Raw genomic sequence first — 22,010 nt, 5'->3', positions numbered from 1 at the left:
GGAACGGACCCGCTTACCGCTTCAGGCAGAGCCTCAGGCGTCCTTCGACTCCTCGGCAGCGGCCTCCTCGGCCGGCGCCTCGGTGGTCTCGGCGGCCTTGGCCTCGTCGGCCTCCTTGACCGCGCGCTTGGTGGCGGCCTCGGCCTCACCCACGGCGTTCTGCTGCACGGTCAGCGCCTCGACCAGCTCGATGACGGCCATGGGCGCGTTGTCGCCACGGCGGTTACCGATCTTGGTGATGCGGGTGTAGCCACCGGGGCGGTTCTCGTAGCGCGGGCCGATCTCGGTGAAGAGCGTGTGGACGATGCTCTTGTCCGTGATCACCTGGAGCACCTGACGGCGGTTGTGAAGGTCGCCCTTCTTCGCCTTGGTGACCAGACGCTCGGCGTACGGGCGCAGGCGGCGGGCCTTCGCCTCGGTGGTGGTGATGCGGCCGTGCTCGAAGAGGCTCTTCGCCAGGTTGGCGAGGAGGAGCTTCTCGTGCGCGGCGCTGCCGCCCAGACGGGCACCCTTGGTGGGCTTCGGCATGATGATTCTCCTGTGTGTCTGCCCCGGCCGTGTCAGGTACCGGAGTCAGTATCCGAGCAGACGGTTGTCTGTCGAAGATCCGGGAGCCCTCGCGGACTCCCGGAGTGTGTGGCACCGAATCAGTACTGCTCGGTCTCCACGAAGCCCGCGTCCGCGTCGTCGTCGGCGCCGAAGGCGTCCGCGGCGGCGGTCGGGTCGAATCCGGGCGGGCTGTCCTTGAGGGCCAGGCCCATGCCGGCCAGCTTCGCCTTGACCTCATCGATGGACTTCGCACCGAAGTTGCGGATGTCCAGCAGGTCGGCCTCGGAGCGGGCGACCAGCTCACCCACGGAGTGGATGCCCTCGCGCTTGAGGCAGTTGTACGACCGAACGGTGAGCTCCAGCTCCTCGATCGGCAGCGCCAGGTCGGCGGCCAGGGCGGCGTCCGTCGGGGACGGGCCCATGTCGATGCCCTCGGCGTCGATGTTCAGCTCGCGGGCGAGACCGAACAGCTCGACCAGGGTCTTACCGGCGGAGGCCATGGCGTCGCGGGGACGCATCGCCTGCTTGGTCTCGACGTCGACGATCAGCTTGTCGAAGTCGGTGCGCTGCTCGACACGCGTGGCCTCGACCTTGTAGGTGACCTTGAGAACCGGCGAGTAGATGGAGTCGACCGGGATACGGCCGATCTCCTGGCCCACCTGCTTGTTCTGCACGGCGGAGACGTAGCCGCGACCGCGCTCGACGGTCAGCTCCATCTCCAGCTTGCCCTTGCCGTTCAGCGTGGCGAGGACCAGGTCGGGGTTGTGCACCTCGACACCGGCCGGGGGCGCGATGTCGGCGGCGGTGACCAGACCCGGGCCCTGCTTGCGCAGGTACATCACGACCGGCTCGTCGTGCTCCGAGGAGACGACCAGCTGCTTGATGTTGAGGATCAGGTCGGTGACGTCGTCCTTGACGCCCGGCACGGTGGTGAACTCGTGCAGGACGCCGTCGATGCGGATGCTGGTGACAGCGGCACCGGGGATCGACGACAGGAGGGTGCGGCGGAGGGAGTTGCCGAGGGTGTAACCGAAGCCCGGCTCCAGCGGCTCGATGACGAACCGGGAGCGGAACTCGTCGACGACCTCTTCGGTCAACGAGGGACGCTGAGCGATCAGCATGGTGATGTGATCCTTCAGTCAGGGGCGCCCGCTATTTGACGCCCGACTCTGTACTGCAAGGGTACGGGCGGTACGGCCTCAGCGAGGAAGCCGTACCGCCCGGAACCGCGAAACCGGCGGAGCGCTGCGCGTCAGACGCGGCGGCGCTTCGGCGGGCGGCAGCCGTTGTGCGGGGTCGGGGTGACGTCCTGGATGGAGCCGACCTCAAGACCCGTGGCCTGCAGGGAGCGGATCGCGGTCTCACGACCGGAGCCCGGGCCCTTGACGAACACGTCGACCTTGCGCATGCCGTGCTCCTGAGCGCGGCGAGCAGCCGACTCGGCGGCCATCTGCGCGGCGAACGGCGTGGACTTCCGGGAGCCCTTGAAGCCGACGTGGCCGGCGGAGGCCCAGGAGATCACGTTGCCCGACGGGTCCGTGATGGAGACGATCGTGTTGTTGAACGTGCTCTTGATGTGCGCGTGGCCGTGAGCGACGTTCTTCTTTTCCTTGCGGCGCACCTTCTTGGCAGCGCCCTGACGTCCCTTGGGGGGCATCTACTAACTCCTACGGGAGGTGGTCGGTCCTACAGCGAAGACCGTGGACAGGTGTCCGCTGCGGACTACTTCTTGCCCGGCTTCTTCTTGCCGGCGATGGCGCGACGCGGGCCCTTGCGGGTGCGGGCGTTGGTGCTGGTGCGCTGACCGCGGACGGGCAGACCGCGACGGTGACGGAGACCCTGGTAGCAGCCGATCTCGACCTTGCGGCGGATGTCGGCCTGGATCTCGCGACGGAGGTCACCCTCGGTCTTGATGTTGTTGTCGACGTACTCGCGGATCGCGACGAGCTGCTCTTCGCTCAGGTCGCGGACGCGGGTGTTCGGGTCGACGCCGGTCGCAGCCAGCGTCTCCTGCGAGAGGGTCCGGCCGATGCCGAACACGTAGGTGAGGGCGACCTCCACGCGCTTTTCGCGCGGGATGTCAACACCGGAAACGCGTGCCATTCAATGGCTCCAGTTGATCTTCGGAGGTCTTCCACAGGACCGGCTCCCGGCCGCCGTACCAGGTACGAACCGGGTCCCCGGCCTCCGAGCCGGGGGTGTCAAGCCGAGACGGCTTGGGTCCTGCGTATGAACATATTCAGCTTGCGTCGCGCGAATCTCTGCGATGGATGCAGAGGGATCGGTCGTGCGTCAGCCCTGGCGCTGCTTGTGGCGCGGGTTCTCGCAGATGACCATGACCCGACCGTGACGGCGGATCACCCTGCACTTGTCGCAGATCTTCTTGACGCTCGGCTTGACCTTCATGGGGTGAGGTTCTCCGGGTCAGTGCCATCGCACCGGGCGGGCCCGGGGCGCGGGCAAGATCTACTTGTATCGGTAGACGATCCGGCCACGCGTCAGGTCGTACGGAGACAGCTCCACCACGACCCGGTCGTCAGGGAGGATGCGGATGTAGTGCATACGCATCTTGCCGCTGATGTGTGCCAGAACCTGGTGGCCGTTCTGGAGCTCGACCTTGAACATCGCGTTCGGAAGAGACTCGACGACAGTGCCCTCGATCTCGATGGCACCTTGCTTCTTGGCCACGCTTCGCCCTTCGAATCGACTACCTTGATCGACTCACGGGCGTTCCCTGGATCCCCTTGCGGGGCGCATGCGGACATGCGGGTGCACGAGAGCCGACGAGTCAGTCTACGTCGCCACCCCAGGAAAGGCGAATCGAGAAAGTCTGCCCCACGAAGGTGATCCCTACGCCAGCGGATCGGGAGCGACCTGCACCCCGTACTCCGCCAGCTTCGCCCTGCCGCCGTCCACGGCCGTCAGGACCAGGGGGCCCTGCTCGGTCAGGGCGATGGAGTGCTCCCAGTGGGAGGACCAGGTGCCGTCGGTGGTGATGACGGTCCAGTCGTCCTGGAGGACCTTGGTGCGGGGGGTGCCGAGGGAGACCATCGGCTCGATCGCGAGGCAGAAGCCGGGGACCAGCTTGGGGCCCTTGCCGCGGCGCCGGTCGACGTAGTTCAGCAGGTGCGGGTCCATGTGCATCTCGGTGCCGATGCCGTGGCCGCCGTAGTCCTCGATGATCCCGTACTTGCCGCCGCCGGGCTTGGGCTGGCGGCGGATGTAGGTCTCGATGGCCCGGGAGATGTCGACGAGCCGGTTGCCCTGCTTCATCGCGGCGATGCCGGCCCACATGGACTCTTCCGTCACCCGGGACAGCTCGACCAGCTCGGGGGCGTGACCGGAGCCGACGAACGCGGTGTACGCGGCGTCGCCGTGCCAGCCCTCCACGATCGCGCCGCAGTCGATGGAGATGATGTCGCCGTCCTTGAGGACGACGTCGTCGGAGGGGATGCCGTGCACGACCACGTCGTTCACCGAGGTGCAGATCGTCGCCGGGAAGCCGCCGTAGCCGAGGAAGTTCGACTTGGCGCCGTGCTCGGCGAGCACCTTGCGGGCGACCTCGTCCAGGTCCTTCGTGGAGGCACCGGGCACGGCCGCCTCCCGGGTGGCCGCGTGGATGGCGGCTACGACCAGGCCCGCCGCACGCATCTTGGCGATCTGCTCGGGCGTCTTGATCTGCACCATGGGGGCCTGCGCTCTCCGTCACTCACGTCGGCTGGATTACCTACACAACAGTACGGCCGCGACGCCCGGGAGGACGCCGCGGCCGGAAGGACCGCGCTCTACTTGTTCTCGGCCTTCTCGCGCTGCAGCGCCTGGAGCGCCCGCTGCGTGATCTCGTCCACGGGACCCAGGGAGGAGATCGTCACGACCAGGCCCTGTGCCTTGTAGTAGTCGATGATCGGCTCGGTCTGCGTGTGGTAGACCTCCAGCCGGGTGCGCACGGTGTCCTCGGAGTCGTCGTCGCGCTGGTACAGCTCGCCGCCGCAGACGTCGCAGACACCCTCCGTCTTCGGCGGGCTGTACGTCACGTGGAAGACGTGGGAGGAGTCGTTACGGCAGATGCGCCGGCCGGCGATCCGCTTGACGACCTCGTCCTCGGGGACCTCCAGGTCCAGCACCGCGTCCAGGGTGATGCGCTCGGACTCCAGCAGCTGGTCCAGCGCCTCGGCCTGCGACACGTTGCGCGGGAAGCCGTCCAGCAGGAAGCCGTTCACCGCGTCGGGCTGCTCCATGCGGTCCTTGGCCATCGCGATGGTGACCTCGTCCGGCACCAGCTCGCCGCGGTCCATGTAGGACTTCGCCAGCTTGCCCAGCTCGGTCTGCTGGCTGATGTTGGCGCGGAACAGGTCTCCCGTGGAGATGTGCGGGACGGCCAGCTGCTCTGCCAGCCGGACAGCCTGCGTTCCCTTACCGGCACCCGGCGGCCCGACGAGGACGATACGCATCAGCGGAGGAACCCTTCGTAATTGCGCTGCTGGAGCTGGCTCTCGATCTGCTTCACCGTCTCAAGACCGACACCCACGATGATCAGGATGCTGGTACCACCGAACGGGAAGTTCTGGCTTGCCCCGAAGCCCACCAACGCCATTGTCGGTACGAGAGCGATCAGACCCAGATACAGCGAACCCGGCCAGGTGATCCGGTTGAGCACGTAGCTCAGGTACTCAGCGGTCGGTCGGCCAGCCCGGATGCCCGGGATGAAGCCACCATACTTCTTCATGTTGTCGGCGACTTCCTCGGGGTTGAAGGAGATCGCCACGTAGAAGAACGCGAAGAACACGATGAGCAAAAAGTACGCCGTGATGTAAATCGGGTGGTCGCCCTTGGTCAGGTTCTGCTCGACCCAGGTCTTCCAGCCCGAGTTGCCGCCCGCGAACTGCGCCACGAGTGCCGGGATGTAGAGCAGCGACGAGGCGAAGATGACCGGGATCACACCCGCCTGGTTCACCTTGAGCGGGATGTACGTGGACGTACCGCCGTAGGAGCGCCGGCCGATCATGCGCTTGGCGTACTGCACCGGGATGCGGCGCTGGGCCTGCTCGACGAAGACGACCAGCGCGACCATGACCAGACCGACCAGGATCACGGTGCCGAACTCGATCCAGCCGCCGGCCAGGCTGCCCTGCTTCTTGATGGCCCACAGCGAGGACGGGAAGGAGGCGGCGATCGAGATGAACATCAGGATCGACATGCCGTTGCCGATGCCGCGGTCGGTGATCAGCTCACCGAGCCACATCACGATGGCCGTACCGGCGGTCATGGTGATGACCATGGTGATGGTCGTGAAGATCGCCTGGTCCGGGACGATGCTCGACGCCGCCGAGCAGCTGCTGAACAGCGCGCCGCTGCGGGCGGTGGCCACCAGGCCAGTGCCCTGGAGGATGGCGAGCGCCACCGTGAGGTACCGGGTGTACTGCGTGATCTTCGCCGTGCCGGCCTGGCCCTCCTTCTTCAGGGCCTCCAGGCGCGGGATGACCACGGTCAGCAGCTGAAGGATGATGCTGGCCGTGATGTACGGCATGATGCCGAGCGCGAAGACCGTGATCTGCAGCAGCGCGCCGCCGCTGAACATGTTGACCAGCCCGAAGAGGCCCTGGTTACCGGAGGCCTCCTTGACGCACTGCTGGACGGCCTTGTAGTTGACCCCCGGGATCGGGACGTGGGTACCCACCCGGTACACCACGATGATGGCCAGCGTGAAGAGCAGCTTCTTGCGCAGGTCGGGCGTCCTGAACGCCCGGGCGAACGCGGTGAGCACGGTGCCTCCTGCGACCCCCGCGCAACTGCGTCAAGGGTGACGGTCTTGAGGTTCGACGAATACGAAAAAGAACAGTGCAGGCCACCTTACCGGCGACACTGCCTCCCTAGGAACGACCAACCGGGGATACCCCATTGTGAGGTATCCCCGGTGGGATCGTTTACGTCATCGACGCGTCGTCCGAAGGACTCAGACGAGCTCGGTGACCGTGCCGCCGGCGGCGGTGATCTTCTCCTTGGCGGAGCCGGAGACGGCGTCGACCGTCACCTGCAGCGCCACGGAGATCTCACCCTGGCCGAGGACCTTGACGAGGCTGTTCTTGCGAACGGCACCCTTGGCCACCAGACCCTCGACCGTGACCTCGCCACCCTCGGGGTAGAGCGCGGCCAGCTTGTCGAGGTTCACGACCTGGAACTCGGTCTTGAACGGGTTCTTGAAGCCCTTCAGCTTCGGGAGGCGCATGTGGAGGGGCATCTGCCCACCCTCGAAGCGCTCCGGAACCTGGTAACGAGCCTTGGTGCCCTTGGTACCACGACCGGCCGTCTTACCCTTCGACGCCTCACCACGACCCACACGGGTCTTGGCGGTCTTGGCGCCCGGGGCGGGACGGAGGTTGTGGATCTTGAGCGGGTTCTGCTCCGCCATGATCAGTCGACCTCCTCGACCGTCACGAGGTGGCGGACGGTGTGCACCATGCCGCGGAACTCGGGGCGGTCCTCCTTGACGACCTGCGTGTTGATGCCCTTGAGACCAAGGGAACGCAGGGTGTCACGGTGGTTCTGCTTGCTGCCGATGTAGGACTTCACCTGCGTGATCTTGAGCTGAGCCATGATCACGCACCCGCCCCGGCACGTGCGCGCAGCAGGGCCGCGGGAGCGACGTCCTCAAGCGGCAGACCGCGGCGGGCCGCGACCTCCTCGGGACGCTGCAGGCCCTTGAGGGCCGCCACGGTCGCGTGCACGATGTTGATCGCGTTGTCGGAGCCGAGCGACTTCGACAGGATGTCGTGGATACCGGCGCACTCGAGCACGGCGCGCACCGGACCACCGGCGATAACACCGGTACCCGGGGACGCGGGCTTGAGCAGCACGACGCCGGCAGCCTTCTCACCCTGGATCGGGTGCGGGATGGTGCCCTGGATACGGGGGACCTTGAAGAAGTGCTTCTTGGCCTCCTCCACACCCTTGGCGATGGCGGCCGGCACCTCCTTGGCCTTGCCGTAACCGACACCCACGGTGCCGTCACCGTCGCCCACCACGACCAGCGCGGTGAAGCTGAAGCGACGACCACCCTTCACAACCTTGGCGACTCGGTTGATCGCGACGACACGCTCGACGTACGCGGTCTTCTCGGCGGCAGCAGCGCCGCCGTCACGGCCCTTCCGGTCCCGCCGCTCGCCGCCACCGGCACCGCCACCGCGGCGCTGGGGTCCAGCCATTGGATTTACCTCTCTCTTTTCCGCTAGCTACGGCGGCTCAGAACCTGAGCCCGGCCTCGCGGGCGGCGTCCGCCAGGGCAGCGATGCGCCCGGCGTACTGGTTGCCACCACGGTCGAACACGACAGCCTCGACACCGGCGGCCTTGGCGCGCTCGGCGACCAGGGCGCCGACCTGCTTGGCCTGCGCGGACTTGTCGCCCTCGCCACCGCGGATCGAGCTGTCCAGCGTGGACGCCGAAGCCAGGGTGTGGCCCTTGAGGTCGTCGATCACCTGCGCCACGATGTGGCGGTTGGAGCGGGTCACGACCAGACGCGGACGCTCCGCCGTACCGGAGATGTTCTTGCGGATCCGGATGTGGCGGCGCTTGATCGCGGCGCGCTTGTAGGCGTCGCCCTTGAGGATCTTCTGTCCGTATGCCATGGCTTACTTACCCGCCTTTCCGACCTTGCGGCGGATGACTTCGCCCTCGTACTTGACGCCCTTGGCCTTGTACGGGTCGGGCTTGCGCAGCTTGCGGATGTTGGCCGCAACCTCGCCGACCTTCTGCTTGTCGATGCCCTCGACCGAGAACCGGGTGGGGGCCTCCACCTTGAAGGTGATGCCCTCGGGGGCCTCGACGGTGATCGGGTGGCTGTAGCCGAGCGCGAACTCAAGGTTCGAGCCCTTGGCGGTCACGCGGTAACCGACACCACTGATCTCGAGCTTCTTCACGTAACCCTGGGTCACGCCGGTGATCATGTTCGCCACCAGCGTGCGGGACAGGCCGTGGAGGGCCTTGTTCTGACGCTCGTCGTTGGGGCGCGTCACCTGCAGGGTGCCGTCCTCGCCCTTGACGACCTCGATCGGCGACGCGACGGTGTGGGTCAGCGAGCCCTTGGGGCCCTTGACCGCGACCGTGCGGCCGTCGATGGTGACGTCCACGCCGGCGGGAACCGCGATGGGGAGCTTGCCGATTCGCGACATAGCTGTTTCCTCCGTTCCCTTCTGCTACCAGACGTAGGCGAGGACTTCCCCACCCACGCCCTTCTTGCCGGCCTGCTTGTCGGTGAGGAGCCCGTGCGACGTGGAGATGATCGCCACGCCGAGGCCGCCCAGCACCTTCGGCAGGTTGGTGGACTTCGCGTACACCCGGAGACCGGGCTTGGAGATCCGCTTGATGCCCGCGATGGAGCGCTCACGGTTGGGGCCGAACTTCAGCTCCAGGACGAGGTTCTTGCCGACCTCGGCGTCCTCGACCTTCCAGCCCGTGATGAAGCCCTCCTGCTGGAGGATCTCCGCGATGTGAGACTTGATCTTCGATGCCGGCATCGTCACGGAGTCGTGGTACGCCGAGTTCGCGTTCCGCAGACGGGTCAGCATGTCTGCGATCGGATCAGTCATGGTCATGAATTGGCCTGTGGCCTTTCTCGCCGGGGTTTCCTATATGCGCCATCCCTCTCCCCGTACATGGACGGGACGGGTGCGGTGCGGGGACCTACGGCGTAGTAAGTCGATCCAGGGCGGCAGAGGCCCAACCCTCCTAGCCTAAGCCATGAGAGCGGGAGCCTCTGCCGACCCAGTTGCTTACCGAGAGGTCCAGTAATCCCTGAAAGGGGGGATTACCAGGAGCTCTTGGTCACGCCCGGCAGCTCGCCACGGTGAGCCATCTCACGAAGGCACACGCGGCACAGGCCGAACTTGCGGTAGACGGAGTGCGGACGGCCGCAGCGCTGGCAGCGGGTGTAGCCACGCACACCGAACTTGGGCTTGCGAGCAGCCTTAGCGATCAGAGCCTTCTTCGCCATCTCGCTCACGCCTCCTTGAACGGGAAGCCGAGGTGACGAAGGAGCGCGCGGCCCTCAGCGTCGTTGGTCGCCGTGGTGACCACGGTGATGTCCATACCCCGGACGCGGTCGATCTTGTCCTGGTCGATCTCGTGGAACATGACCTGCTCCGTGAGACCGAAGGTGTAGTTGCCACGGCCGTCGAACTGCTTGGGGGACAGGCCGCGGAAGTCGCGGATGCGCGGGAGCGCGAGCGACAGGGTGCGGTCCAGGAACTCCCACATGCGGTCGCCACGGAGCGTGACGTGGGCACCGATCGGCTGTCCCTCACGCAGCTTGAACTGCGCGATGGACTTGCGGGCCTTGGTGACGGCCGGCTTCTGACCGGTGATCGTGGTGAGGTCGCGGATGGCGCCCTCGATCAGCTTGGAGTCGCGGGCGGCGTCGCCCACACCCATGTTGACCACGATCTTGACGAGGCCGGGAACCTGCATGACGTTCGCGTACTTGAACTCGTCACGCAGCTTGCCCGCGATCTCCTCGCGGTACTTCTGCTTCAGACGCGGAGTGGTGGTGGTAGCCATCAGATGTCCTCACCCGTCCGCTTGGCAACGCGGATCTTGTTGCCCTCGTCGTCGAAGCGGTAACCGACGCGCGTGACGACCTTGTCGCCGTCCTTCTCCACGACCAGCTGGACGTTGGAGACGTGGATCGGGGCCTCGGTGGTCACGATGCCGCCGGCCTGGGAACCGCTGGCGGTCGGGCCGGCCTTGGTGTGCTTCTTGACCCGGTTGACACCCTCGACCAGGACGCGCTCCTCGCGCGGGTAAGCGGCAATGACCTTGCCCTGCTTGCCCTTGTCCTTGCCGGTGATGACCTGGACCAGGTCGCCCTTCTTGATCTTCATGCTTACAGCACCTCCGGCGCGAGCGAGATGATCTTCATGAACTTCTTCTCGCGCAGCTCACGGCCGACCGGGCCGAAGATACGGGTGCCGCGAGGGTCGCCGTCGTTCTTCAGAATGACGGCGGCGTTCTCGTCGAAGCGGATGTACGAGCCGTCCGGACGACGGCGCTCCTTGACGGTGCGAACGATGACCGCCTTGACGACGTCACCCTTCTTCACGTTGCCGCCGGGGATCGCGTCCTTGACGGTGGCGACGATGACGTCACCGATGCCCGCGTAGCGGCGACCGGAGCCACCGAGCACACGGATGCAAAGGATCTCCTTCGCACCAGTGTTGTCGGCGACACGCAGTCGCGACTCCTGCTGGATCACGTCTATCTCCTGTTTGTCTGCCGGTTCCCGGCAGGGGTCCTGTTACCGGACCCCTGCCGAGCCTGGCGGAACTGTCCTGCGAGGCAGCTGCCCCGCAGGAATTGCTACTTGGCCTTTTCGAGGATCTCGACGACGCGCCAGCGCTTCGTCGCGGACAGCGGCCGGGTCTCCATGAGGAGGACACGGTCGCCGACGCCCGCGGCGTTCTGCTCGTCGTGCGCCTTGAGCTTGTTGGTACGGCGGATGACCTTGCCGTACAGCGCGTGCTTGACGCGGTCCTCGACGGCGACGACGACGGTCTTGTCCATCTTGTCGCTGACGACGAGACCCTCACGGGTCTTGCGGAAGCCGCGGGCCTCTGCAGTCTGCTCAGTCACGTTGCTCTCACTCATCAGGCGCTCTCCACCGTCTCGATGCCCAGCTCGCGCTCACGCATCAGGGTGTAGATCCGCGCGATGTCCTTACGGACGGCCTTGAGCCGACCGTGGTTCTCGAGCTGGCCCGTCGCCGCCTGGAAGCGGAGGTTGAACAGCTCTTCCTTGGCCTCGCGGAGCTTCGCCAGAAGCTCCTCGTTGCCCAGCTCGCGCAGCTCGGACGCCTTGGTACCGGCCGACATCACGCTTCACCTGCCTCGCGCTTGACGATCCGGCACTTCATCGGCAGCTTGTGGGCCGCACGAGTCAGCGCCTCACGGGCGATCTTCTCGTTGGGGTACGACAGCTCGAACATGACGCGTCCGGGCTTGACGTTGGCGATCCACCACTCCGGCGAACCCTTACCGGAACCCATGCGGGTCTCGGCCGGCTTCTTGGTGAGGGGACGGTCCGGGTAGATGTTGATCCAGACCTTGCCGCCACGCTTGATGTGGCGGGTCATCGCGATACGGGCCGCCTCGATCTGGCGGTTCGTCACGTAGGCCGGGGTCAGCGCCTGGATACCGTACTCGCCGAACGCAACCTGCGTGCCACCCTTGGCCATGCCGTTGCGCTTCGGGTGGTGCTGCTTGCGGTGCTTGACCCTACGGGGGATCAGCATGACGGTCAGGCCTCCGTTCCGGTGCTCTCAGCCGGAGCGGCGGCGGGAGCCTCGGCCTTGGGGGCCTCGGCGCCGGCAGCCTGCTGCGGCTTGCGACCGCGCCGCTCGCCACCGCGGCCACCACGGGCCGGGCGGTCGGCACCGCCACGGGCCGGGCGGTTACCCGCACGGGCCGCAGCGTTCTCGGCGCGGACCTCGGCGATGTTCTTGACGTCGCCCTTGTAGATCCAGACCTTCACGCCGATGCGGCCGAAGGTCGTCTTGGCCTCGAAGAAGCCGTAGTCCACGTTCGCGCGGAGCGTGTGCAGGGGCACACGGCCCTCGCGGTAGAACTCCGAGCGGGACATCTCGGCGCCACCGAGGCGGCCGCCGCACTGGATCTTGATGCCCTTGGCGCCGGCCTTCATCGCCGACTGCATGCTCTTGCGCATGGCACGGCGGAAGGAGACGCGGGAGGAGAGCTGCTCGGCCACGGCCTGGGCAACCAGCTGAGCGTCGGTCTCGGGGTTCTTGACCTCGAGGATGTTCAGCTGGACCTGCTTGCCGGTGAGCTTCTCGAGGTCGCCGCGGATGCGGTCGGCCTCGGCGCCACGGCGGCCGATGACGATGCCCGGACGAGCGGTGTGGATGTCCACCCGCACGCGGTCACGGGTGCGCTCGATCTCCACCTTGGAGATGCCGGCGCGCTCCATGCCGGACGTCATCATCCGACGGATGGCGACGTCTTCCTTGACGTAGTCCTTGTACAGCTTGTCGGCGTACCAACGCGACTTGAAGTCGGTCGTGACACCGAGCCGGAACCCGTGCGGGTTTACCTTCTGGCCCATTACCGGGTTCCTTCCTTGCTGCTGACGACCACGGTGATGTGGCTGGTCCGCTTGCGGATCCGGTAGGCACGGCCCTGGGCGCGCGGACGGAACCGCTTCAGGGTCGGGCCCTCGTCGACGTAGGCCTCGGAGATGACGAGGCTGTCGGCGTCGGTGTGGTCGTAGTTGTGCGCGGCGTTGGCAATGGCGCTGTCGAGCACCTTGCCCACCGGCACGGAGGCGGCCTGCGGAGCGAATCGCAGGACGGCCTGGGCCTCCGTGGCGTCCATGCCACGGATGAGGTCCACCACGCGGCGGGCCTTCATGGGCGTGACGCGGATGTACCGCGCCTGGGCCCTGGCTTCCATGGTTGTCCTTCCAGTTACTTACGTGTCTGTTGCGATCCGCGCCTAGCGGCGCTTCGACTTCCGGTCGTCCTTGACGTGACCCCGGAAGGTACGCGTCGGCGAGAACTCGCCGAGCTTGTGACCGACCATCGACTCGGTGACGAACACCGGGATGTGGGTCTTGCCGTTGTGCACCGCGAGCGTGTGGCCCAGCATGGCCGGGACGATCATGGAGCGACGGGACCAGGTCTTGATGACGTTCTTGGTGCCGGCTTCGTTCTGGGCGTCCACCTTCTTGATCAGGTGGTCGTCGACGAAGGGCCCCTTCTTCAGGCTACGAGGCATCTCAACCCGTCCTTAGCGCTTCTTGTTCGTCTTGCGGCGGCGGACGATGTACTTGTTCGACGCCTTCTTGGGCGAACGAGTACGGCCTTCCTTCTTGCCCCACGGGGACACGGGGTGACGGCCACCGGAGGTCCGGCCCTCGCCACCACCGTGCGGGTGGTCGACCGGGTTCATGACGACACCACGGACGGTCGGGCGAACGCCCAGCCACCGCTTGCGGCCCGCCTTGCCCCAGTTGATGTTGCTCTGCTCGGCGTTGCCGACCTCGCCGATGGTGGCGCGGCAGCGCACGTCGACCAGGCGCACCTCACCGGAGGGCATGCGGAGGTGGGCCATGGAGCCCTCCTTCGCGAGCAGCTGCACCGAGGCACCGGCCGAGCGGGCGAACTTGGCGCCGCCGCCCGGACGCAGCTCGATGGCGTGCAGCGTCGTACCGACCGGGATGTTGCGCAGGGCGAGGTTGTTGCCCGGCTTGATGTCGGCCCCGGGACCGTTCTCGACGCGGTCGCCCTGCTGCAGGTTGCGCGGGGCGAGGATGTAGCGCTTCTCGCCGTCCGCGTAGTGCAGCAGCGCGATGCGCGCGGTGCGGTTGGGGTCGTACTCGATGTGCGCGACCTTCGCCGGCACGCCGTCCTTGTCGTGACGACGGAAGTCGATCACTCGGTAGGCGCGCTTGTGTCCGCCACCCTGGTGGCGAACGGTCACACGACCGGCGTTGTTACGGCCGCCCTTGCTGTGCAGCGGGCGGACCAGCGACTTCTCCGGCGTGGACCGCGTGACCTCGACGAAGTCGGCGACGCTGGCGCCACGACGGCCCGGCGTAGTCGGCTTGTACTTGCGGATTCCCATTTCTCAGTCCTCGTCCGATATCGGACGATCCGGACCGCCCTCAGGCGGTCGGACCGCCGAAGATGTCGATACGGTCGCCCTCGGCGAGGGTCACGATCGCGCGCTTGCTGCCGGCACGCTGACCGAAGCCGGTCTTCGTGCGCTTGCGCTTGCCCTGGCGGTTGATCGTGTTGACCCCGGTGACCTTGACCGAGAAGACCGCCTGGACGGCCTGCTTGATCTGGGTCTTGTTGGCGTTCGGGTCGACGATGAACGTGTACTTGTTCTCGTCGAGGAGCGCGTAGCTCTTCTCCGAGACGACCGGCTTCAGCAGGACGTCACGGGGGTCCGTGTACGACTTGCTCAGCGGGGTCTCGACGGTGTTCTTGCCCTCGGTGGCGTGGCGGCGTGCCTTGGCGACGCGCGCGGCCTTGGCGGCCTTGGCGGCCTTCGAGGCGATGCTCGGGTGACGCGTAGCCATCAGGCTTCGCTCCCTTCGGTGTCGTTGGCCGTGTTCGGGCCGGCGACGAAGGACTCGAAAGCGGCCTGGGTGAAGACCACGTCGTCCGAGACGAGAACGTCGTACGTGTTCAGCTGGCCCGGCTCCAGGATGTGGACCTGGGGCAGGTTGCGGGCGGACAGCCACGCGGCCTCGTCGGCGCGCTCGACGACCAGGAGCAGGTTCTTGCGCTCCGAGATCTTGCCGAACAGCGTCCGGGCGGCCTTGGTGCTGGCGGTCTCGCCCTCGACCACGCCGGAGACGACGTGGATGCGGTTGTGGCGCGCCCGGTCGGTGAGGGCGTGGCGCAGGGCCGCGGCCTTCATCTTCTTCGGGGTGCGCTGCGAGTAGTCACGCGGCTGCGGGCCGTGGACGACGCCACCGCCGGCGAACTGCGGGGCGCGGGTCGAGCCCTGACGGGCGCGGCCGGTGCCCTTCTGGCGATACGGCTTCTTGCCGCCACCACGGACTTCGCCGCGGGTCTTGGTCTTGTGCGTGCCCTGACGGGCAGCGGCCAGCTGCGCGACGACGACCTGGTGGATCAGCGGGATGCTGATCTTCTCCACGTCGAAGATCTCCGCGGGGAGCTCGACGGAACCGGCCTTGTCGCCCGCCGGCGAAAGGATGTCAACAGTGCTCATCGGTTACCTCAGGCCCCCTTGGCCGCGGTGCGGACCAGGACGAGGCCGCCGTTCGGACCGGGAACCGCGCCCTTGATGAGCAGCAGACCCTTCTCCGCGTCAACGGCGTGGACGGTCAGGTTCTGGGTGGTGACCCGCTCGTTGCCCATACGACCCGCCATGCGGAGGCCCTTGAACACACGGCCCGGGGTGGCGCAGCCACCGATGGAACCGGGGGAGCGGTGCTTGCGCTGGGTGCCGTGTCCGGCGCCGAGGCCCTTGAAGTTGTGACGCTTCATGACACCGGCGAAGCCCTTGCCCTTGCTCTTGCCGGTCACGTCCACCTTGACGCCCGCCTCGAAGACCTCAGCGGAGATCTCCTGGCCCAGCGTGTACTCGGAGGCGTCCGCGGTGCGGATCTCGACGAGGTGGCGGCGGGGGGTGACGTCGGCCTTGGCGAAGTGGCCCTTGAGGGGCTTGTTCACCTTGCGCGGGTCGATCTCGCCGAACGCGATCTGGACGGACTCGTAGCCGTCGACGTCGTTCGTGCGGACCTGGGTGACGACATTGGGGCCGGCCTTGACGACGGTGACCGGAACAACACGGTTGTTCTCGTCCCACACCTGCGTCATGCCGAGCTTCTCGCCCAGGATGCCCTTGATCTGCTTAGCCATTCTCAGATCACCAGCCCTCAGAGCTTGATCTCGATGTCGACACCGGCCGGGAGGTCGAGTCGCATCAGAGAGTCAACGGTCTTGGGGGTCGGGTCGAGGATGTCGATCAGGCGCTTGTGCGTGCGCATCTCGAAGTGCTCGCGCGAGTCCTTGTACTTGTGCGGCGACTTGATGACGCAGTACACGTTCTTCTCAGTGGGCAGCGGCACCGGGCCCGCGACCGACGCACCAGTGCGGGTCACCGTCTCGACGATCTTCTTCGCCGAGGAGTCGATGACCTCGTGGTCGTAGGCCTTGAGCCGGATGCGGATCTTCTGTCCCGCCATGGCTACTCAGTAGTCCTGTCTCTTCTAACGCTCCGGAACCCGGGGTTCCCTTTCGTCGACCTCCGACCCACGCGGTCGGGCGTGTCGCGCTCCCGCTGACACGGATGTCCCTTGTCCGAACATCCCTGACATCCCTGCGGGGGAATGCGACGGCCCTTCCGGAACCGCGGACCGGGGGCCTCGGGCCCACCGGGCGCCTGGCCGGTGCCGCACCACACTTCCCGGAAGATTCCCGTACGTCCGCCCCAGCGCTGCCTCAGTGGCAGTTAGGGCGACGAGTACTGTGGGACTCGCTTCCGGTCCCCCCGGCGGGAGGCGCGCAGCATCAACACTCGACCGAGCAACTCGGACAGTCTGCCATATGGGGCACCCGCCTGGCCAATCGAGCGGTAGAGATTACCCCGGGAGTGACGTAGGTCAAACCGGGGGTGGGCACGTGGCGCGGTCATCGAGAAGTCGCTCAGAAATGTTCCACCTCTTGGCCGGCCGGGACCTGGTAGCAGCCGGAGACGACATGGAGGCTCAGCTTCGGCGGGTCGTTCTCGGCCATCCGGACGATGTTGACGCCGGTCCGCTGCTGATCGTTTTCGGCGGTCAGATTGACGTTCCTGTTCTTGCTGGTGTCCGGGCCGTACGTGACGATCTTCCAGCCGTGCTCGGGCAGCTCGGCCCTGAGCCGTTCCATCGCCACGTCGAGATCCTTTGCCGACGCCGGGTAGAAGCTCCACCAGTGGAAGATCCGGAAGTGGGTCTTCGTGTCCTTGCCCGAGCACTCCGCGACGAACGGACGGCTGTCGGACGTCTTCCCTTTGACGCCGATCAGGTCGTAGATGCCGCTGGACAGCTTCTCCATCGCATCGGAGGCGGCACGCGAGGTACGCGTACCGGCGGACGGAGTGGCGTCGGAGTCCTTCTCAGTCACGCCGCACCCAGTGAGGGTGGCCATTGCGAGGGACAGGGCGAGCAGAACCGGCCTCCGCCGCAGCCCCCTACGTCCGCTGCGGAAATCGCACCCATGCGCAGACAGAGGGGACTCTGACCAGCGGGACGGGCAGCGGCTGTGCGGCCTAAGCCATCGGACCATGCTGAGACCCCATGGCGGGACCGGACGGCGGCGGGCCCCACGCCGGGTGCGGGGCCCAGCCGGCGGTGAGCCTGCGGCGGTGGCGGTTGCGGCGGACGGCCGTGACGACGCTGATGGCCACGGCACCGGCGACAGCGGCGAGGAAGCAGCCGATCGCCGCGAAGATGCCGCCGACCGTGGAGCCGACCTCCGGCTTCTCCCCGAGCGCGAACTCCGCCGGCCGCTCGGAGGTGCAGGTGATCGCGTAGTCACCGGTGCTGCCGGGCCTGACTTCGAAGACACGCTCCCAGGTGCGGGACCCCAGAGTGACGCGGAAGCCGCTGTCCGGCTGGGTCATCGACCCGTCACGCAACTCCGGAATCCGGCACTCGACGTGCCCTTGCCCGGACTGGGAGACGTAGATCGCCTTGGTCTCCCCCTGGACGAGGTGGAACGTCCGCGCGTCTCCTTCGGAGAAGCTCCGCTCGGTGTCGACGGAGTTCACCGCGTCCCGCACGGTCACCACGATGACGGTGACACCGGCCGCGCTGAGCAGGAGCGCGAGCAGCGCGGCCACGAGGTACCAGACGCGCCGGGGCCGCAGATCTTTCGCCGGTATGTTCACAGTGCCGCGTAGGACAGGAAGGCGGTCCAGGTGGTGGGGGTGACGGTGAGGCAGGGGCTGGCCGTGTCCTTGGAGTCGCGGATGTGGATGGTGGTGGGGGTGGGGGCGACTTCGAGGCAGTCGCCGGGTTCGCTGCTGTCGCTGTAGCTGCTCTTGAACCAGGCGAGGGCCGTCTCGACGCAGTCGCCGGGTTCGCTGCTGCTGCTGTAGCTGCTCTTGAACCAGCGAAGTTCCGCGGTGCTCATAGTCTCCCCAGCGCTTGCTCGATGAACTTCTGCGACGCCCTCGGCGTGAGAGCTTGCGCCCGGATCATGCCATAGCGCAGTTCGAGGATCCGAAGATCCTTGGGGTTCGAGACCGGGCGCCCGTTGAACGCGCCATCGGACCGTCCGATCGCCGTGCCGTCAGCGAACTTCAGCACTTCGACCAGACCCGACGCCCCGGCGTTCTCCTCTTGGCGAGTCGGCATGATCTGAAGAGTGACGTTCCTCAACTGCGCCACCTCCAGGAGGTGTTCGAGTTGTCGGCGCAGCACCATCTTCCCACCGTAGGGCCGTTCGAGTGTCACCTGTTCCTGGACGAAGCTGAGTGTCGGCGCGGGATCCCGGTCGAAGACGGCCTTTCGAGCCATGCGCGCGGCGGTCTCGCGCTCCATGACGTCTTCGCTGAGCGCGGGCTGCCTCATGCCGAACAGCGCTCGCGCGTACTCCGGCGTTTGGAGGAGACCATGGATGTTGTGGCTGCCGTAGAGCAGCATCTCCACCGCCCGCTCCTCCAGGTCCGCCAGATCGCGCACCTTCTTCGGGTAGCGGGCCCGCCGCATGTCCTCCATGAAGGCCCTCAGGTGACCCCGCGCCCTCAGTAAGGTGTCAGCCCTGTCGAGGAACTCCGGGCGAGGGATCCGGGCACCGCGCTCGATCTTGCGGATCATGTCCTCGCCGTAGCCCAGAGCCTCGGCCAGTTCGGCCACCGTCAGGCCGGCCGCCTCCCGGCACACGCGGAGCAACCGCGCCACCGCCTGGACCACCGGCTCGATCTCGTCGCCGGGCTCGACGTCCCAGCCCGCCTCGTCCACGCCTTCGCTCATGTCTCCTCCTCCGGTCGCGTCCGTACCCCTTGACAACGTCCGAGACAGCCGAGACAGCCGAGACAGCCGAGACAAACCGGGGACAGTGGCCGTACGTGCAGCTCCAGTTACTCCCCCACGGAAGCACGCTCCGCCACGCTCGGTGACATGAACGGCAACATCGACGACTACAGCGTCCGCCTGTCCCCCACCCCACGCGGCGCCCGGCTGGCCCGGCTGCTCACGGAACAGCAACTCCGGTCGTGGGGACTGCCCGTGGAGTCGGCGACGCAGATCGTGGCCGAGCTGGCGGCGAACGCGGCGACGCACGGCCGCGTGCCCGGACGCGACTTCCAGCTCCAGCTCTACGTCGTGGCGGACATGCTCCGCATCGAGGTGACGGACACGTACGGTGACCGCCTCCCGCACCTCAACGAGCCCTCGTTGGACGGCGAGTCGGGACGCGGACTGATCCTCGTGGAGGCGCTCGCCCACCGCTGGGGCGTGAGTCCGGGACGGCCGCCGCGCAAGACGGTGTGGGCCGAGGTCCGCGTCGGGCGACCGGAACCCGGTTTCCCGGGTGTCGGGGCCACGGGCGGTCTTCCCCGAGCAAAGAAACAAGGGTGAAAGGACCCTGCCAAGCCCCACCCCTCCCGCCCGTCGGAGCGGCCTCACCCTCGCGGGTGAATATGACGAAGTGGACTAGATTTTCGCCCTGTTGCCTGCCTTACGCTCAGCGCGACAGAGCCCGGACATGAGACGGCCCCCGCCGGGAGTAGCGATCCCAGTGCGAGGGCCTGACCACCAAGGAAGTCGACCCTTCCCGATGGACACACAGCACACTAGCGCGCCCACACGCTCCCGGTCCCGCATTGCGGGCAACAAGCACCCGAACCGGGGGCTGATCCACGACCACACCCGGCACACCGCCCGCTTCACGGTGATCGGCAACCACCTCGCCCAGCACCCGGAACTCTCGCTGCTGGCGATCGGCCTGGGCTGCCACATCCAGTCGTTACCGAAGGGCGCGCTGGTCGACATCAAGTCCCTCGCCGCGCGCTTCCCGGAGGGCACGACGCGTATCGCCGCGGCGCTGCGCGAGCTGGAGACGCACGGCTACCTGCGCCGCGAACGGGTCCGCGTCCCGGACGGCCGCATCGTGACCCGCACGGTGTCGTGCAACCAGCCCGGCGGGTCACCGGCTACGGCTCCCCGCGCGGCCAGGCCCGCACGGCGCGCCGCCCTGCCCGCCGTACCGAAGCCGACGCACCCCGCGCCCGCCCTGCTCCAGGCGGCCACGGACGTCCTCACCGGCCTGCGCCGGACGGACCCACGCCTGCTCCTCTCCGCCACGGACGCGGAGCACCTGGTGCCAGGGGTGGCGGCATGGCTGGAACGCGACGTGACACCGGGCGCCGTACGCCACGCCCTGACCACGGGACTCCCCCCGGACCCCCTGACCCGCCCGGCCGCCCTCCTGGCCCACCGCCTGACGAACCAGCTCCCACCGATCCCACCCTTCCGCACCCCCGCCTCTCCCCCAACGGTCCGCCACCCCCTACGAAACTGCGACGGCTGCGACCGCGCCTACCGGGGAGCCGACGCCGGGGGGCGCTGCGGGGACTGCCGCACGCCGGTCGACCGATGACGGCCAGGAAGACCACACAACATGCCCGCACGCCCCCACCCCAGCCGCCCCGAACCGACTCCGGACGCCTTGCGGGCCACCCTCGCCGTCGTCGCTCCCGAGCGCCTGGCAGAGATGCAGCGGACGAAGGACGAGGCGTTCGCCCTGGCCGTGGAGTGGCAGTCGCTCAGCCCCGTGCGGAGCTGGGTCCTGGCCTGGGCCCGGGACATCGAGATCGCCCGCCGCCCCGACCTCACCGACCGCCGCGCCCGTGCCGAGCAGGACCTTGAACACGAAGACCCGGCCATCGTCAGAGCAGCCCTGCGCGAGCTGAGCGCGGTGCTGGACGAGGCGATGAAGGCCGTACGCGCTTGAGCGTGCAGATCACCGACCCTGCGGAGGCCGCCTAGCATGAAAGCGACGATCCTTGCCCCTGGGCACAGAGGAGGAGCGAGCGCCATGACCATCGCACCGGACGACGCACACCAGGGCGCCTCTCACCTGTACCTGACCATGAGGGACGTCGTGCAGTCGATGGACGACGTCGTACCGGGGAAGTTCGAGATCACCAAGGAAGGGATCGTCCACGACATGATGTCGCCCGGGGGACCGCACGAGGTCACAGCCGCTCACATCAGCCGGCGCCTGGAGCGGGTGATGCCGGACGAGCTGCTGGCCCACACCGGCACGCCGGATGTCGAGGACGAGCCCGAGGGCATCATGCGCCACCCTGACGTCACGGTGATCGCCTGGACCGATCTCGACGTCGAGGGCTCCCTCGCTCCCCGTACGATCGTCGCCGCGATCGAGGTCGTGTCCCGCGCCAACCCGGAGAACGACTGGACGGGCAAGCTGCGCGACTACCCCCTGATCGGCATCCCGGTCTACGCGATCTTCGACCCCCGCACCGGCACCGGCGCCGTCTTCACGGACATCCACCCCACCCCCGACGGCCCCCGCTACGCCACCCGCAAGGACTTCGTCTACGGCGAGGACGTCACGATCGCCGACTGGACCATCTCGACGGAGGGCCTGCCGCTCTACCCGTAGAGTGCCGGAAATCGGGAGCCCGCCGCTCCGAGGACACTCCCCTGGCCCGGGTCCTCACCCCGCGCGGCACCCGACGCTGGAGCCGGGGTTCACCCGAGCCGTTCTGGATCGAGGCCGGCGCGGACGGCGGCCCGCTGTGCTCCGTGCGTCCGGACGGCCCGGATGCCCACGACGTCCACGCGTCCGACGGCAGCCCGCCGGCCCGCGTCACCCGCCGCCCCGACGCCTGGCTCGCCCACGCGCTGGCCGTACTCCACACCTGGCACCGCGAACGCTGACAGCCGACGCGAAAGAGGCCCGTACGAC

The 22,010-nt window shown here is 67.4% G+C and carries 39 protein-coding genes; 5 read left to right on the top strand and 34 right to left on the bottom strand.

Annotated features, from left to right (window positions below):
• Positions 1-33 precede the first annotated feature (33 nt).
• The 34 genes from rplQ to NX794_RS17365 all read right to left on the bottom strand — a co-directional run bounded on the left by rplQ (position 34) and on the right by NX794_RS17365 (position 19,048).
• Positions 34-528: a 50S ribosomal protein L17 gene (rplQ, locus tag NX794_RS17530; protein WP_258779479.1), complete on the bottom strand. Its 495-nt coding sequence runs from the start codon at positions 526-528 to the stop codon at positions 34-36.
• A 119-nt stretch (positions 529-647) separates the two neighbouring features.
• Positions 648-1,670, bottom strand: a complete 1,023-nt coding sequence (locus NX794_RS17525; protein WP_067018978.1) for a DNA-directed RNA polymerase subunit alpha — start codon at positions 1,668-1,670, stop codon at positions 648-650.
• A gap of 131 nt (positions 1,671-1,801) precedes the next feature.
• A complete protein-coding gene (gene rpsK / locus NX794_RS17520; RefSeq protein ID WP_003956432.1) occupies positions 1,802-2,206 on the bottom strand; it encodes a 30S ribosomal protein S11 in 405 nt (134 codons plus the stop codon).
• A gap of 65 nt (positions 2,207-2,271) precedes the next feature.
• Positions 2,272-2,652 (bottom strand): 30S ribosomal protein S13, encoded by a 381-nt coding sequence (gene rpsM, locus NX794_RS17515; RefSeq protein WP_030811707.1) that lies wholly within the window; start codon positions 2,650-2,652, stop codon positions 2,272-2,274.
• A 189-nt stretch (positions 2,653-2,841) separates the two neighbouring features.
• Positions 2,842-2,955, bottom strand: coding sequence for a 50S ribosomal protein L36 (rpmJ, locus tag NX794_RS17510; protein ID WP_003998809.1), 114 nt, complete (start codon positions 2,953-2,955; stop codon positions 2,842-2,844).
• Positions 2,956-3,015: 60 nt separating this feature from the next.
• Positions 3,016-3,237, bottom strand: coding sequence for a translation initiation factor IF-1 (gene infA, locus NX794_RS17505; RefSeq protein ID WP_003948620.1), 222 nt, complete (start codon positions 3,235-3,237; stop codon positions 3,016-3,018).
• Between the two features lie 162 nt (positions 3,238-3,399).
• A complete protein-coding gene (map, locus tag NX794_RS17500; protein ID WP_258779478.1) occupies positions 3,400-4,236 on the bottom strand; it encodes a type I methionyl aminopeptidase in 837 nt (278 codons plus the stop codon).
• Between the two features lie 98 nt (positions 4,237-4,334).
• Positions 4,335-5,000, bottom strand: a complete 666-nt coding sequence (locus NX794_RS17495) for an adenylate kinase (protein ID WP_258779477.1) — start codon at positions 4,998-5,000, stop codon at positions 4,335-4,337.
• Complete coding sequence (gene secY, locus NX794_RS17490) at positions 5,000-6,313, bottom strand: preprotein translocase subunit SecY (RefSeq protein WP_258779476.1); 1,314 nt, start codon at positions 6,311-6,313, stop codon at positions 5,000-5,002. The genes NX794_RS17495 and secY overlap by 1 nt, the downstream gene beginning before the upstream one ends.
• 189 nt (positions 6,314-6,502) lie before the next feature.
• The gene (gene rplO / locus NX794_RS17485) at positions 6,503-6,958 is read right to left on the bottom strand and encodes a 50S ribosomal protein L15 (RefSeq protein ID WP_023547373.1); all 456 of its coding nucleotides are present in this window, start codon (positions 6,956-6,958) and stop codon (positions 6,503-6,505) included.
• A gap of 2 nt (positions 6,959-6,960) precedes the next feature.
• Complete coding sequence (rpmD, locus tag NX794_RS17480) at positions 6,961-7,143, bottom strand: 50S ribosomal protein L30 (protein WP_003974250.1); 183 nt, start codon at positions 7,141-7,143, stop codon at positions 6,961-6,963.
• A 2-nt stretch (positions 7,144-7,145) separates the two neighbouring features.
• The gene (rpsE, locus tag NX794_RS17475; protein WP_007494753.1) at positions 7,146-7,751 is read right to left on the bottom strand and encodes a 30S ribosomal protein S5; all 606 of its coding nucleotides are present in this window, start codon (positions 7,749-7,751) and stop codon (positions 7,146-7,148) included.
• Between the two features lie 37 nt (positions 7,752-7,788).
• Positions 7,789-8,172 carry a 50S ribosomal protein L18 gene (gene rplR / locus NX794_RS17470; RefSeq protein ID WP_258779475.1) on the bottom strand — a complete coding sequence of 128 codons (384 nt, stop codon included), beginning with the start codon at positions 8,170-8,172 and terminating at the stop codon, positions 7,789-7,791.
• Positions 8,173-8,175: 3 nt separating this feature from the next.
• On the bottom strand, positions 8,176-8,715 hold the full coding sequence (gene rplF, locus NX794_RS17465; RefSeq protein WP_258779474.1) for a 50S ribosomal protein L6: 540 nt from the start codon (positions 8,713-8,715) through the stop codon (positions 8,176-8,178).
• Between the two features lie 24 nt (positions 8,716-8,739).
• Entirely contained in the window at positions 8,740-9,138 is a 399-nt protein-coding gene (gene rpsH / locus NX794_RS17460) for a 30S ribosomal protein S8 (RefSeq protein ID WP_007384075.1), read from the bottom strand.
• A gap of 212 nt (positions 9,139-9,350) precedes the next feature.
• Entirely contained in the window at positions 9,351-9,536 is a 186-nt protein-coding gene (locus tag NX794_RS17455) for a type Z 30S ribosomal protein S14 (RefSeq protein WP_003948630.1), read from the bottom strand.
• Positions 9,537-9,541: 5 nt separating this feature from the next.
• Positions 9,542-10,099, bottom strand: a complete 558-nt coding sequence (gene rplE, locus NX794_RS17450) for a 50S ribosomal protein L5 (protein WP_258779473.1) — start codon at positions 10,097-10,099, stop codon at positions 9,542-9,544.
• Entirely contained in the window at positions 10,099-10,422 is a 324-nt protein-coding gene (rplX, locus tag NX794_RS17445) for a 50S ribosomal protein L24 (protein WP_258779472.1), read from the bottom strand. Before rplX ends, rplE begins: the two co-directional genes overlap by 1 nt.
• Before the next feature lie 2 nt (positions 10,423-10,424).
• Complete coding sequence (gene rplN, locus NX794_RS17440) at positions 10,425-10,793, bottom strand: 50S ribosomal protein L14 (RefSeq protein WP_003998823.1); 369 nt, start codon at positions 10,791-10,793, stop codon at positions 10,425-10,427.
• 104 nt (positions 10,794-10,897) lie between these two features.
• Entirely contained in the window at positions 10,898-11,185 is a 288-nt protein-coding gene (gene rpsQ, locus NX794_RS17435; RefSeq protein ID WP_003992363.1) for a 30S ribosomal protein S17, read from the bottom strand.
• The gene (gene rpmC / locus NX794_RS17430) at positions 11,185-11,409 is read right to left on the bottom strand and encodes a 50S ribosomal protein L29 (protein ID WP_003974259.1); all 225 of its coding nucleotides are present in this window, start codon (positions 11,407-11,409) and stop codon (positions 11,185-11,187) included. The genes rpsQ and rpmC overlap by 1 nt, the downstream gene beginning before the upstream one ends.
• A complete protein-coding gene (gene rplP, locus NX794_RS17425; RefSeq protein ID WP_258779471.1) occupies positions 11,409-11,828 on the bottom strand; it encodes a 50S ribosomal protein L16 in 420 nt (139 codons plus the stop codon). The genes rpmC and rplP overlap by 1 nt, the downstream gene beginning before the upstream one ends.
• A 5-nt stretch (positions 11,829-11,833) precedes the next feature.
• The gene (rpsC, locus tag NX794_RS17420; RefSeq protein WP_014674374.1) at positions 11,834-12,655 is read right to left on the bottom strand and encodes a 30S ribosomal protein S3; all 822 of its coding nucleotides are present in this window, start codon (positions 12,653-12,655) and stop codon (positions 11,834-11,836) included.
• A complete protein-coding gene (gene rplV, locus NX794_RS17415) occupies positions 12,655-13,002 on the bottom strand; it encodes a 50S ribosomal protein L22 (RefSeq protein WP_030619142.1) in 348 nt (115 codons plus the stop codon). The genes rpsC and rplV overlap by 1 nt, the downstream gene beginning before the upstream one ends.
• 42 nt (positions 13,003-13,044) lie before the next feature.
• Positions 13,045-13,326: a 30S ribosomal protein S19 gene (gene rpsS, locus NX794_RS17410; RefSeq protein ID WP_003992359.1), complete on the bottom strand. Its 282-nt coding sequence runs from the start codon at positions 13,324-13,326 to the stop codon at positions 13,045-13,047.
• Positions 13,327-13,338: 12 nt separating this feature from the next.
• A complete protein-coding gene (gene rplB, locus NX794_RS17405; RefSeq protein ID WP_258779470.1) occupies positions 13,339-14,175 on the bottom strand; it encodes a 50S ribosomal protein L2 in 837 nt (278 codons plus the stop codon).
• A gap of 40 nt (positions 14,176-14,215) precedes the next feature.
• Positions 14,216-14,635: a 50S ribosomal protein L23 gene (rplW, locus tag NX794_RS17400; RefSeq protein WP_145886671.1), complete on the bottom strand. Its 420-nt coding sequence runs from the start codon at positions 14,633-14,635 to the stop codon at positions 14,216-14,218.
• Entirely contained in the window at positions 14,635-15,294 is a 660-nt protein-coding gene (rplD, locus tag NX794_RS17395; RefSeq protein WP_258779469.1) for a 50S ribosomal protein L4, read from the bottom strand. Before rplD ends, rplW begins: the two co-directional genes overlap by 1 nt.
• A gap of 8 nt (positions 15,295-15,302) precedes the next feature.
• Positions 15,303-15,947 (bottom strand): 50S ribosomal protein L3, encoded by a 645-nt coding sequence (gene rplC, locus NX794_RS17390; protein ID WP_005481233.1) that lies wholly within the window; start codon positions 15,945-15,947, stop codon positions 15,303-15,305.
• A 17-nt stretch (positions 15,948-15,964) separates the two neighbouring features.
• Positions 15,965-16,273 carry a 30S ribosomal protein S10 gene (gene rpsJ / locus NX794_RS17385; protein ID WP_003948644.1) on the bottom strand — a complete coding sequence of 103 codons (309 nt, stop codon included), beginning with the start codon at positions 16,271-16,273 and terminating at the stop codon, positions 15,965-15,967.
• Positions 16,274-16,733: 460 nt separating this feature from the next.
• Complete coding sequence (locus NX794_RS17380; protein WP_258779468.1) at positions 16,734-17,195, bottom strand: hypothetical protein; 462 nt, start codon at positions 17,193-17,195, stop codon at positions 16,734-16,736.
• A 145-nt stretch (positions 17,196-17,340) separates the two neighbouring features.
• Positions 17,341-17,961 carry a serine/arginine repetitive matrix protein 2 gene (locus NX794_RS17375; protein ID WP_258779467.1) on the bottom strand — a complete coding sequence of 207 codons (621 nt, stop codon included), beginning with the start codon at positions 17,959-17,961 and terminating at the stop codon, positions 17,341-17,343.
• On the bottom strand, positions 17,958-18,206 hold the full coding sequence (locus tag NX794_RS17370; protein ID WP_258779466.1) for a DUF397 domain-containing protein: 249 nt from the start codon (positions 18,204-18,206) through the stop codon (positions 17,958-17,960). Before NX794_RS17370 ends, NX794_RS17375 begins: the two co-directional genes overlap by 4 nt.
• Positions 18,203-19,048 (bottom strand): helix-turn-helix domain-containing protein, encoded by an 846-nt coding sequence (locus NX794_RS17365; protein WP_258779465.1) that lies wholly within the window; start codon positions 19,046-19,048, stop codon positions 18,203-18,205. The genes NX794_RS17370 and NX794_RS17365 overlap by 4 nt, the downstream gene beginning before the upstream one ends.
• A 147-nt stretch (positions 19,049-19,195) precedes the next feature.
• On the opposite strand from NX794_RS17365, the gene NX794_RS17360 reads away from it, so the two are divergent.
• The 5 genes from NX794_RS17360 (at position 19,196) to NX794_RS17340 (ending at position 21,982) form a co-directional block, all read left to right on the top strand.
• Entirely contained in the window at positions 19,196-19,654 is a 459-nt protein-coding gene (locus NX794_RS17360) for an ATP-binding protein (RefSeq protein ID WP_258779464.1), read from the top strand.
• A 199-nt stretch (positions 19,655-19,853) separates the two neighbouring features.
• Positions 19,854-20,675 carry a helix-turn-helix domain-containing protein gene (locus tag NX794_RS17355; protein WP_258779463.1) on the top strand — a complete coding sequence of 274 codons (822 nt, stop codon included), beginning with the start codon at positions 19,854-19,856 and terminating at the stop codon, positions 20,673-20,675.
• Between the two features lie 21 nt (positions 20,676-20,696).
• Positions 20,697-21,029 (top strand): hypothetical protein, encoded by a 333-nt coding sequence (locus NX794_RS17350; RefSeq protein ID WP_258779462.1) that lies wholly within the window; start codon positions 20,697-20,699, stop codon positions 21,027-21,029.
• 84 nt (positions 21,030-21,113) lie between these two features.
• Entirely contained in the window at positions 21,114-21,704 is a 591-nt protein-coding gene (locus NX794_RS17345; protein ID WP_258779461.1) for a Uma2 family endonuclease, read from the top strand.
• 143 nt (positions 21,705-21,847) lie between these two features.
• A complete protein-coding gene (locus tag NX794_RS17340) occupies positions 21,848-21,982 on the top strand; it encodes a hypothetical protein (protein ID WP_258779460.1) in 135 nt (44 codons plus the stop codon).
• Positions 21,983-22,010: the final 28 nt, after the last annotated feature.

It is taken from the genome of Streptomyces pyxinicus (genome assembly GCF_024753135.1).
GTDB lineage: Bacteria > Actinomycetota > Actinomycetes > Streptomycetales > Streptomycetaceae > Streptomyces > Streptomyces pyxinicus.
This window is presented reverse-complemented; position numbering and strand designations above follow the sequence as displayed.

Coding starts and splice junctions, on each gene's coding strand:
- rplQ (WP_258779479.1), bottom strand. CDS start 528: ATGCCGAAGCCCACCAAGGGTGCCCGTCTGGGCGGCAGCGCCGCGCAC.
- NX794_RS17525 (WP_067018978.1), bottom strand. CDS start 1,670: ATGCTGATCGCTCAGCGTCCCTCGTTGACCGAAGAGGTCGTCGACGAG.
- rpsK (WP_003956432.1), bottom strand. CDS start 2,206: ATGCCCCCCAAGGGACGTCAGGGCGCTGCCAAGAAGGTGCGCCGCAAG.
- rpsM (WP_030811707.1), bottom strand. CDS start 2,652: ATGGCACGCGTTTCCGGTGTTGACATCCCGCGCGAAAAGCGCGTGGAG.
- rpmJ (WP_003998809.1), bottom strand. CDS start 2,955: ATGAAGGTCAAGCCGAGCGTCAAGAAGATCTGCGACAAGTGCAGGGTG.
- map (WP_258779478.1), bottom strand. CDS start 4,236: ATGGTGCAGATCAAGACGCCCGAGCAGATCGCCAAGATGCGTGCGGCG.
- NX794_RS17495 (WP_258779477.1), bottom strand. CDS start 5,000: ATGCGTATCGTCCTCGTCGGGCCGCCGGGTGCCGGTAAGGGAACGCAG.
- rplO (WP_023547373.1), bottom strand. CDS start 6,958: ATGGCGGAGCAGAACCCGCTCAAGATCCACAACCTCCGTCCCGCCCCG.
- rpmD (WP_003974250.1), bottom strand. CDS start 7,143: ATGGCTCAGCTCAAGATCACGCAGGTGAAGTCCTACATCGGCAGCAAG.
- rpsE (WP_007494753.1), bottom strand. CDS start 7,751: ATGGCTGGACCCCAGCGCCGCGGTGGCGGTGCCGGTGGCGGCGAGCGG.
- rplR (WP_258779475.1), bottom strand. CDS start 8,172: ATGGCATACGGACAGAAGATCCTCAAGGGCGACGCCTACAAGCGCGCC.
- rplF (WP_258779474.1), bottom strand. CDS start 8,715: ATGTCGCGAATCGGCAAGCTCCCCATCGCGGTTCCCGCCGGCGTGGAC.
- rpsH (WP_007384075.1), bottom strand. CDS start 9,138: ATGACCATGACTGATCCGATCGCAGACATGCTGACCCGTCTGCGGAAC.
- NX794_RS17455 (WP_003948630.1), bottom strand. CDS start 9,536: ATGGCGAAGAAGGCTCTGATCGCTAAGGCTGCTCGCAAGCCCAAGTTC.
- rplE (WP_258779473.1), bottom strand. CDS start 10,099: ATGGCTACCACCACCACTCCGCGTCTGAAGCAGAAGTACCGCGAGGAG.
- rplX (WP_258779472.1), bottom strand. CDS start 10,422: ATGAAGATCAAGAAGGGCGACCTGGTCCAGGTCATCACCGGCAAGGAC.
- rpsQ (WP_003992363.1), bottom strand. CDS start 11,185: ATGAGTGAGAGCAACGTGACTGAGCAGACTGCAGAGGCCCGCGGCTTC.
- rpmC (WP_003974259.1), bottom strand. CDS start 11,409: ATGTCGGCCGGTACCAAGGCGTCCGAGCTGCGCGAGCTGGGCAACGAG.
- rplP (WP_258779471.1), bottom strand. CDS start 11,828: ATGCTGATCCCCCGTAGGGTCAAGCACCGCAAGCAGCACCACCCGAAG.
- rpsC (WP_014674374.1), bottom strand. CDS start 12,655: ATGGGCCAGAAGGTAAACCCGCACGGGTTCCGGCTCGGTGTCACGACC.
- rplV (WP_030619142.1), bottom strand. CDS start 13,002: ATGGAAGCCAGGGCCCAGGCGCGGTACATCCGCGTCACGCCCATGAAG.
- rpsS (WP_003992359.1), bottom strand. CDS start 13,326: ATGCCTCGTAGCCTGAAGAAGGGGCCCTTCGTCGACGACCACCTGATC.
- rplB (WP_258779470.1), bottom strand. CDS start 14,175: ATGGGAATCCGCAAGTACAAGCCGACTACGCCGGGCCGTCGTGGCGCC.
- rplW (WP_145886671.1), bottom strand. CDS start 14,635: ATGGCTACGCGTCACCCGAGCATCGCCTCGAAGGCCGCCAAGGCCGCC.
- rplD (WP_258779469.1), bottom strand. CDS start 15,294: ATGAGCACTGTTGACATCCTTTCGCCGGCGGGCGACAAGGCCGGTTCC.
- rplC (WP_005481233.1), bottom strand. CDS start 15,947: ATGGCTAAGCAGATCAAGGGCATCCTGGGCGAGAAGCTCGGCATGACG.
- rpsJ (WP_003948644.1), bottom strand. CDS start 16,273: ATGGCGGGACAGAAGATCCGCATCCGGCTCAAGGCCTACGACCACGAG.
- NX794_RS17370 (WP_258779466.1), bottom strand. CDS start 18,206: ATGAGCACCGCGGAACTTCGCTGGTTCAAGAGCAGCTACAGCAGCAGC.
- NX794_RS17365 (WP_258779465.1), bottom strand. CDS start 19,048: ATGAGCGAAGGCGTGGACGAGGCGGGCTGGGACGTCGAGCCCGGCGAC.
- NX794_RS17360 (WP_258779464.1), top strand. CDS start 19,196: ATGAACGGCAACATCGACGACTACAGCGTCCGCCTGTCCCCCACCCCA.
- NX794_RS17355 (WP_258779463.1), top strand. CDS start 19,854: ATGGACACACAGCACACTAGCGCGCCCACACGCTCCCGGTCCCGCATT.
- NX794_RS17350 (WP_258779462.1), top strand. CDS start 20,697: ATGCCCGCACGCCCCCACCCCAGCCGCCCCGAACCGACTCCGGACGCC.
- NX794_RS17345 (WP_258779461.1), top strand. CDS start 21,114: ATGACCATCGCACCGGACGACGCACACCAGGGCGCCTCTCACCTGTAC.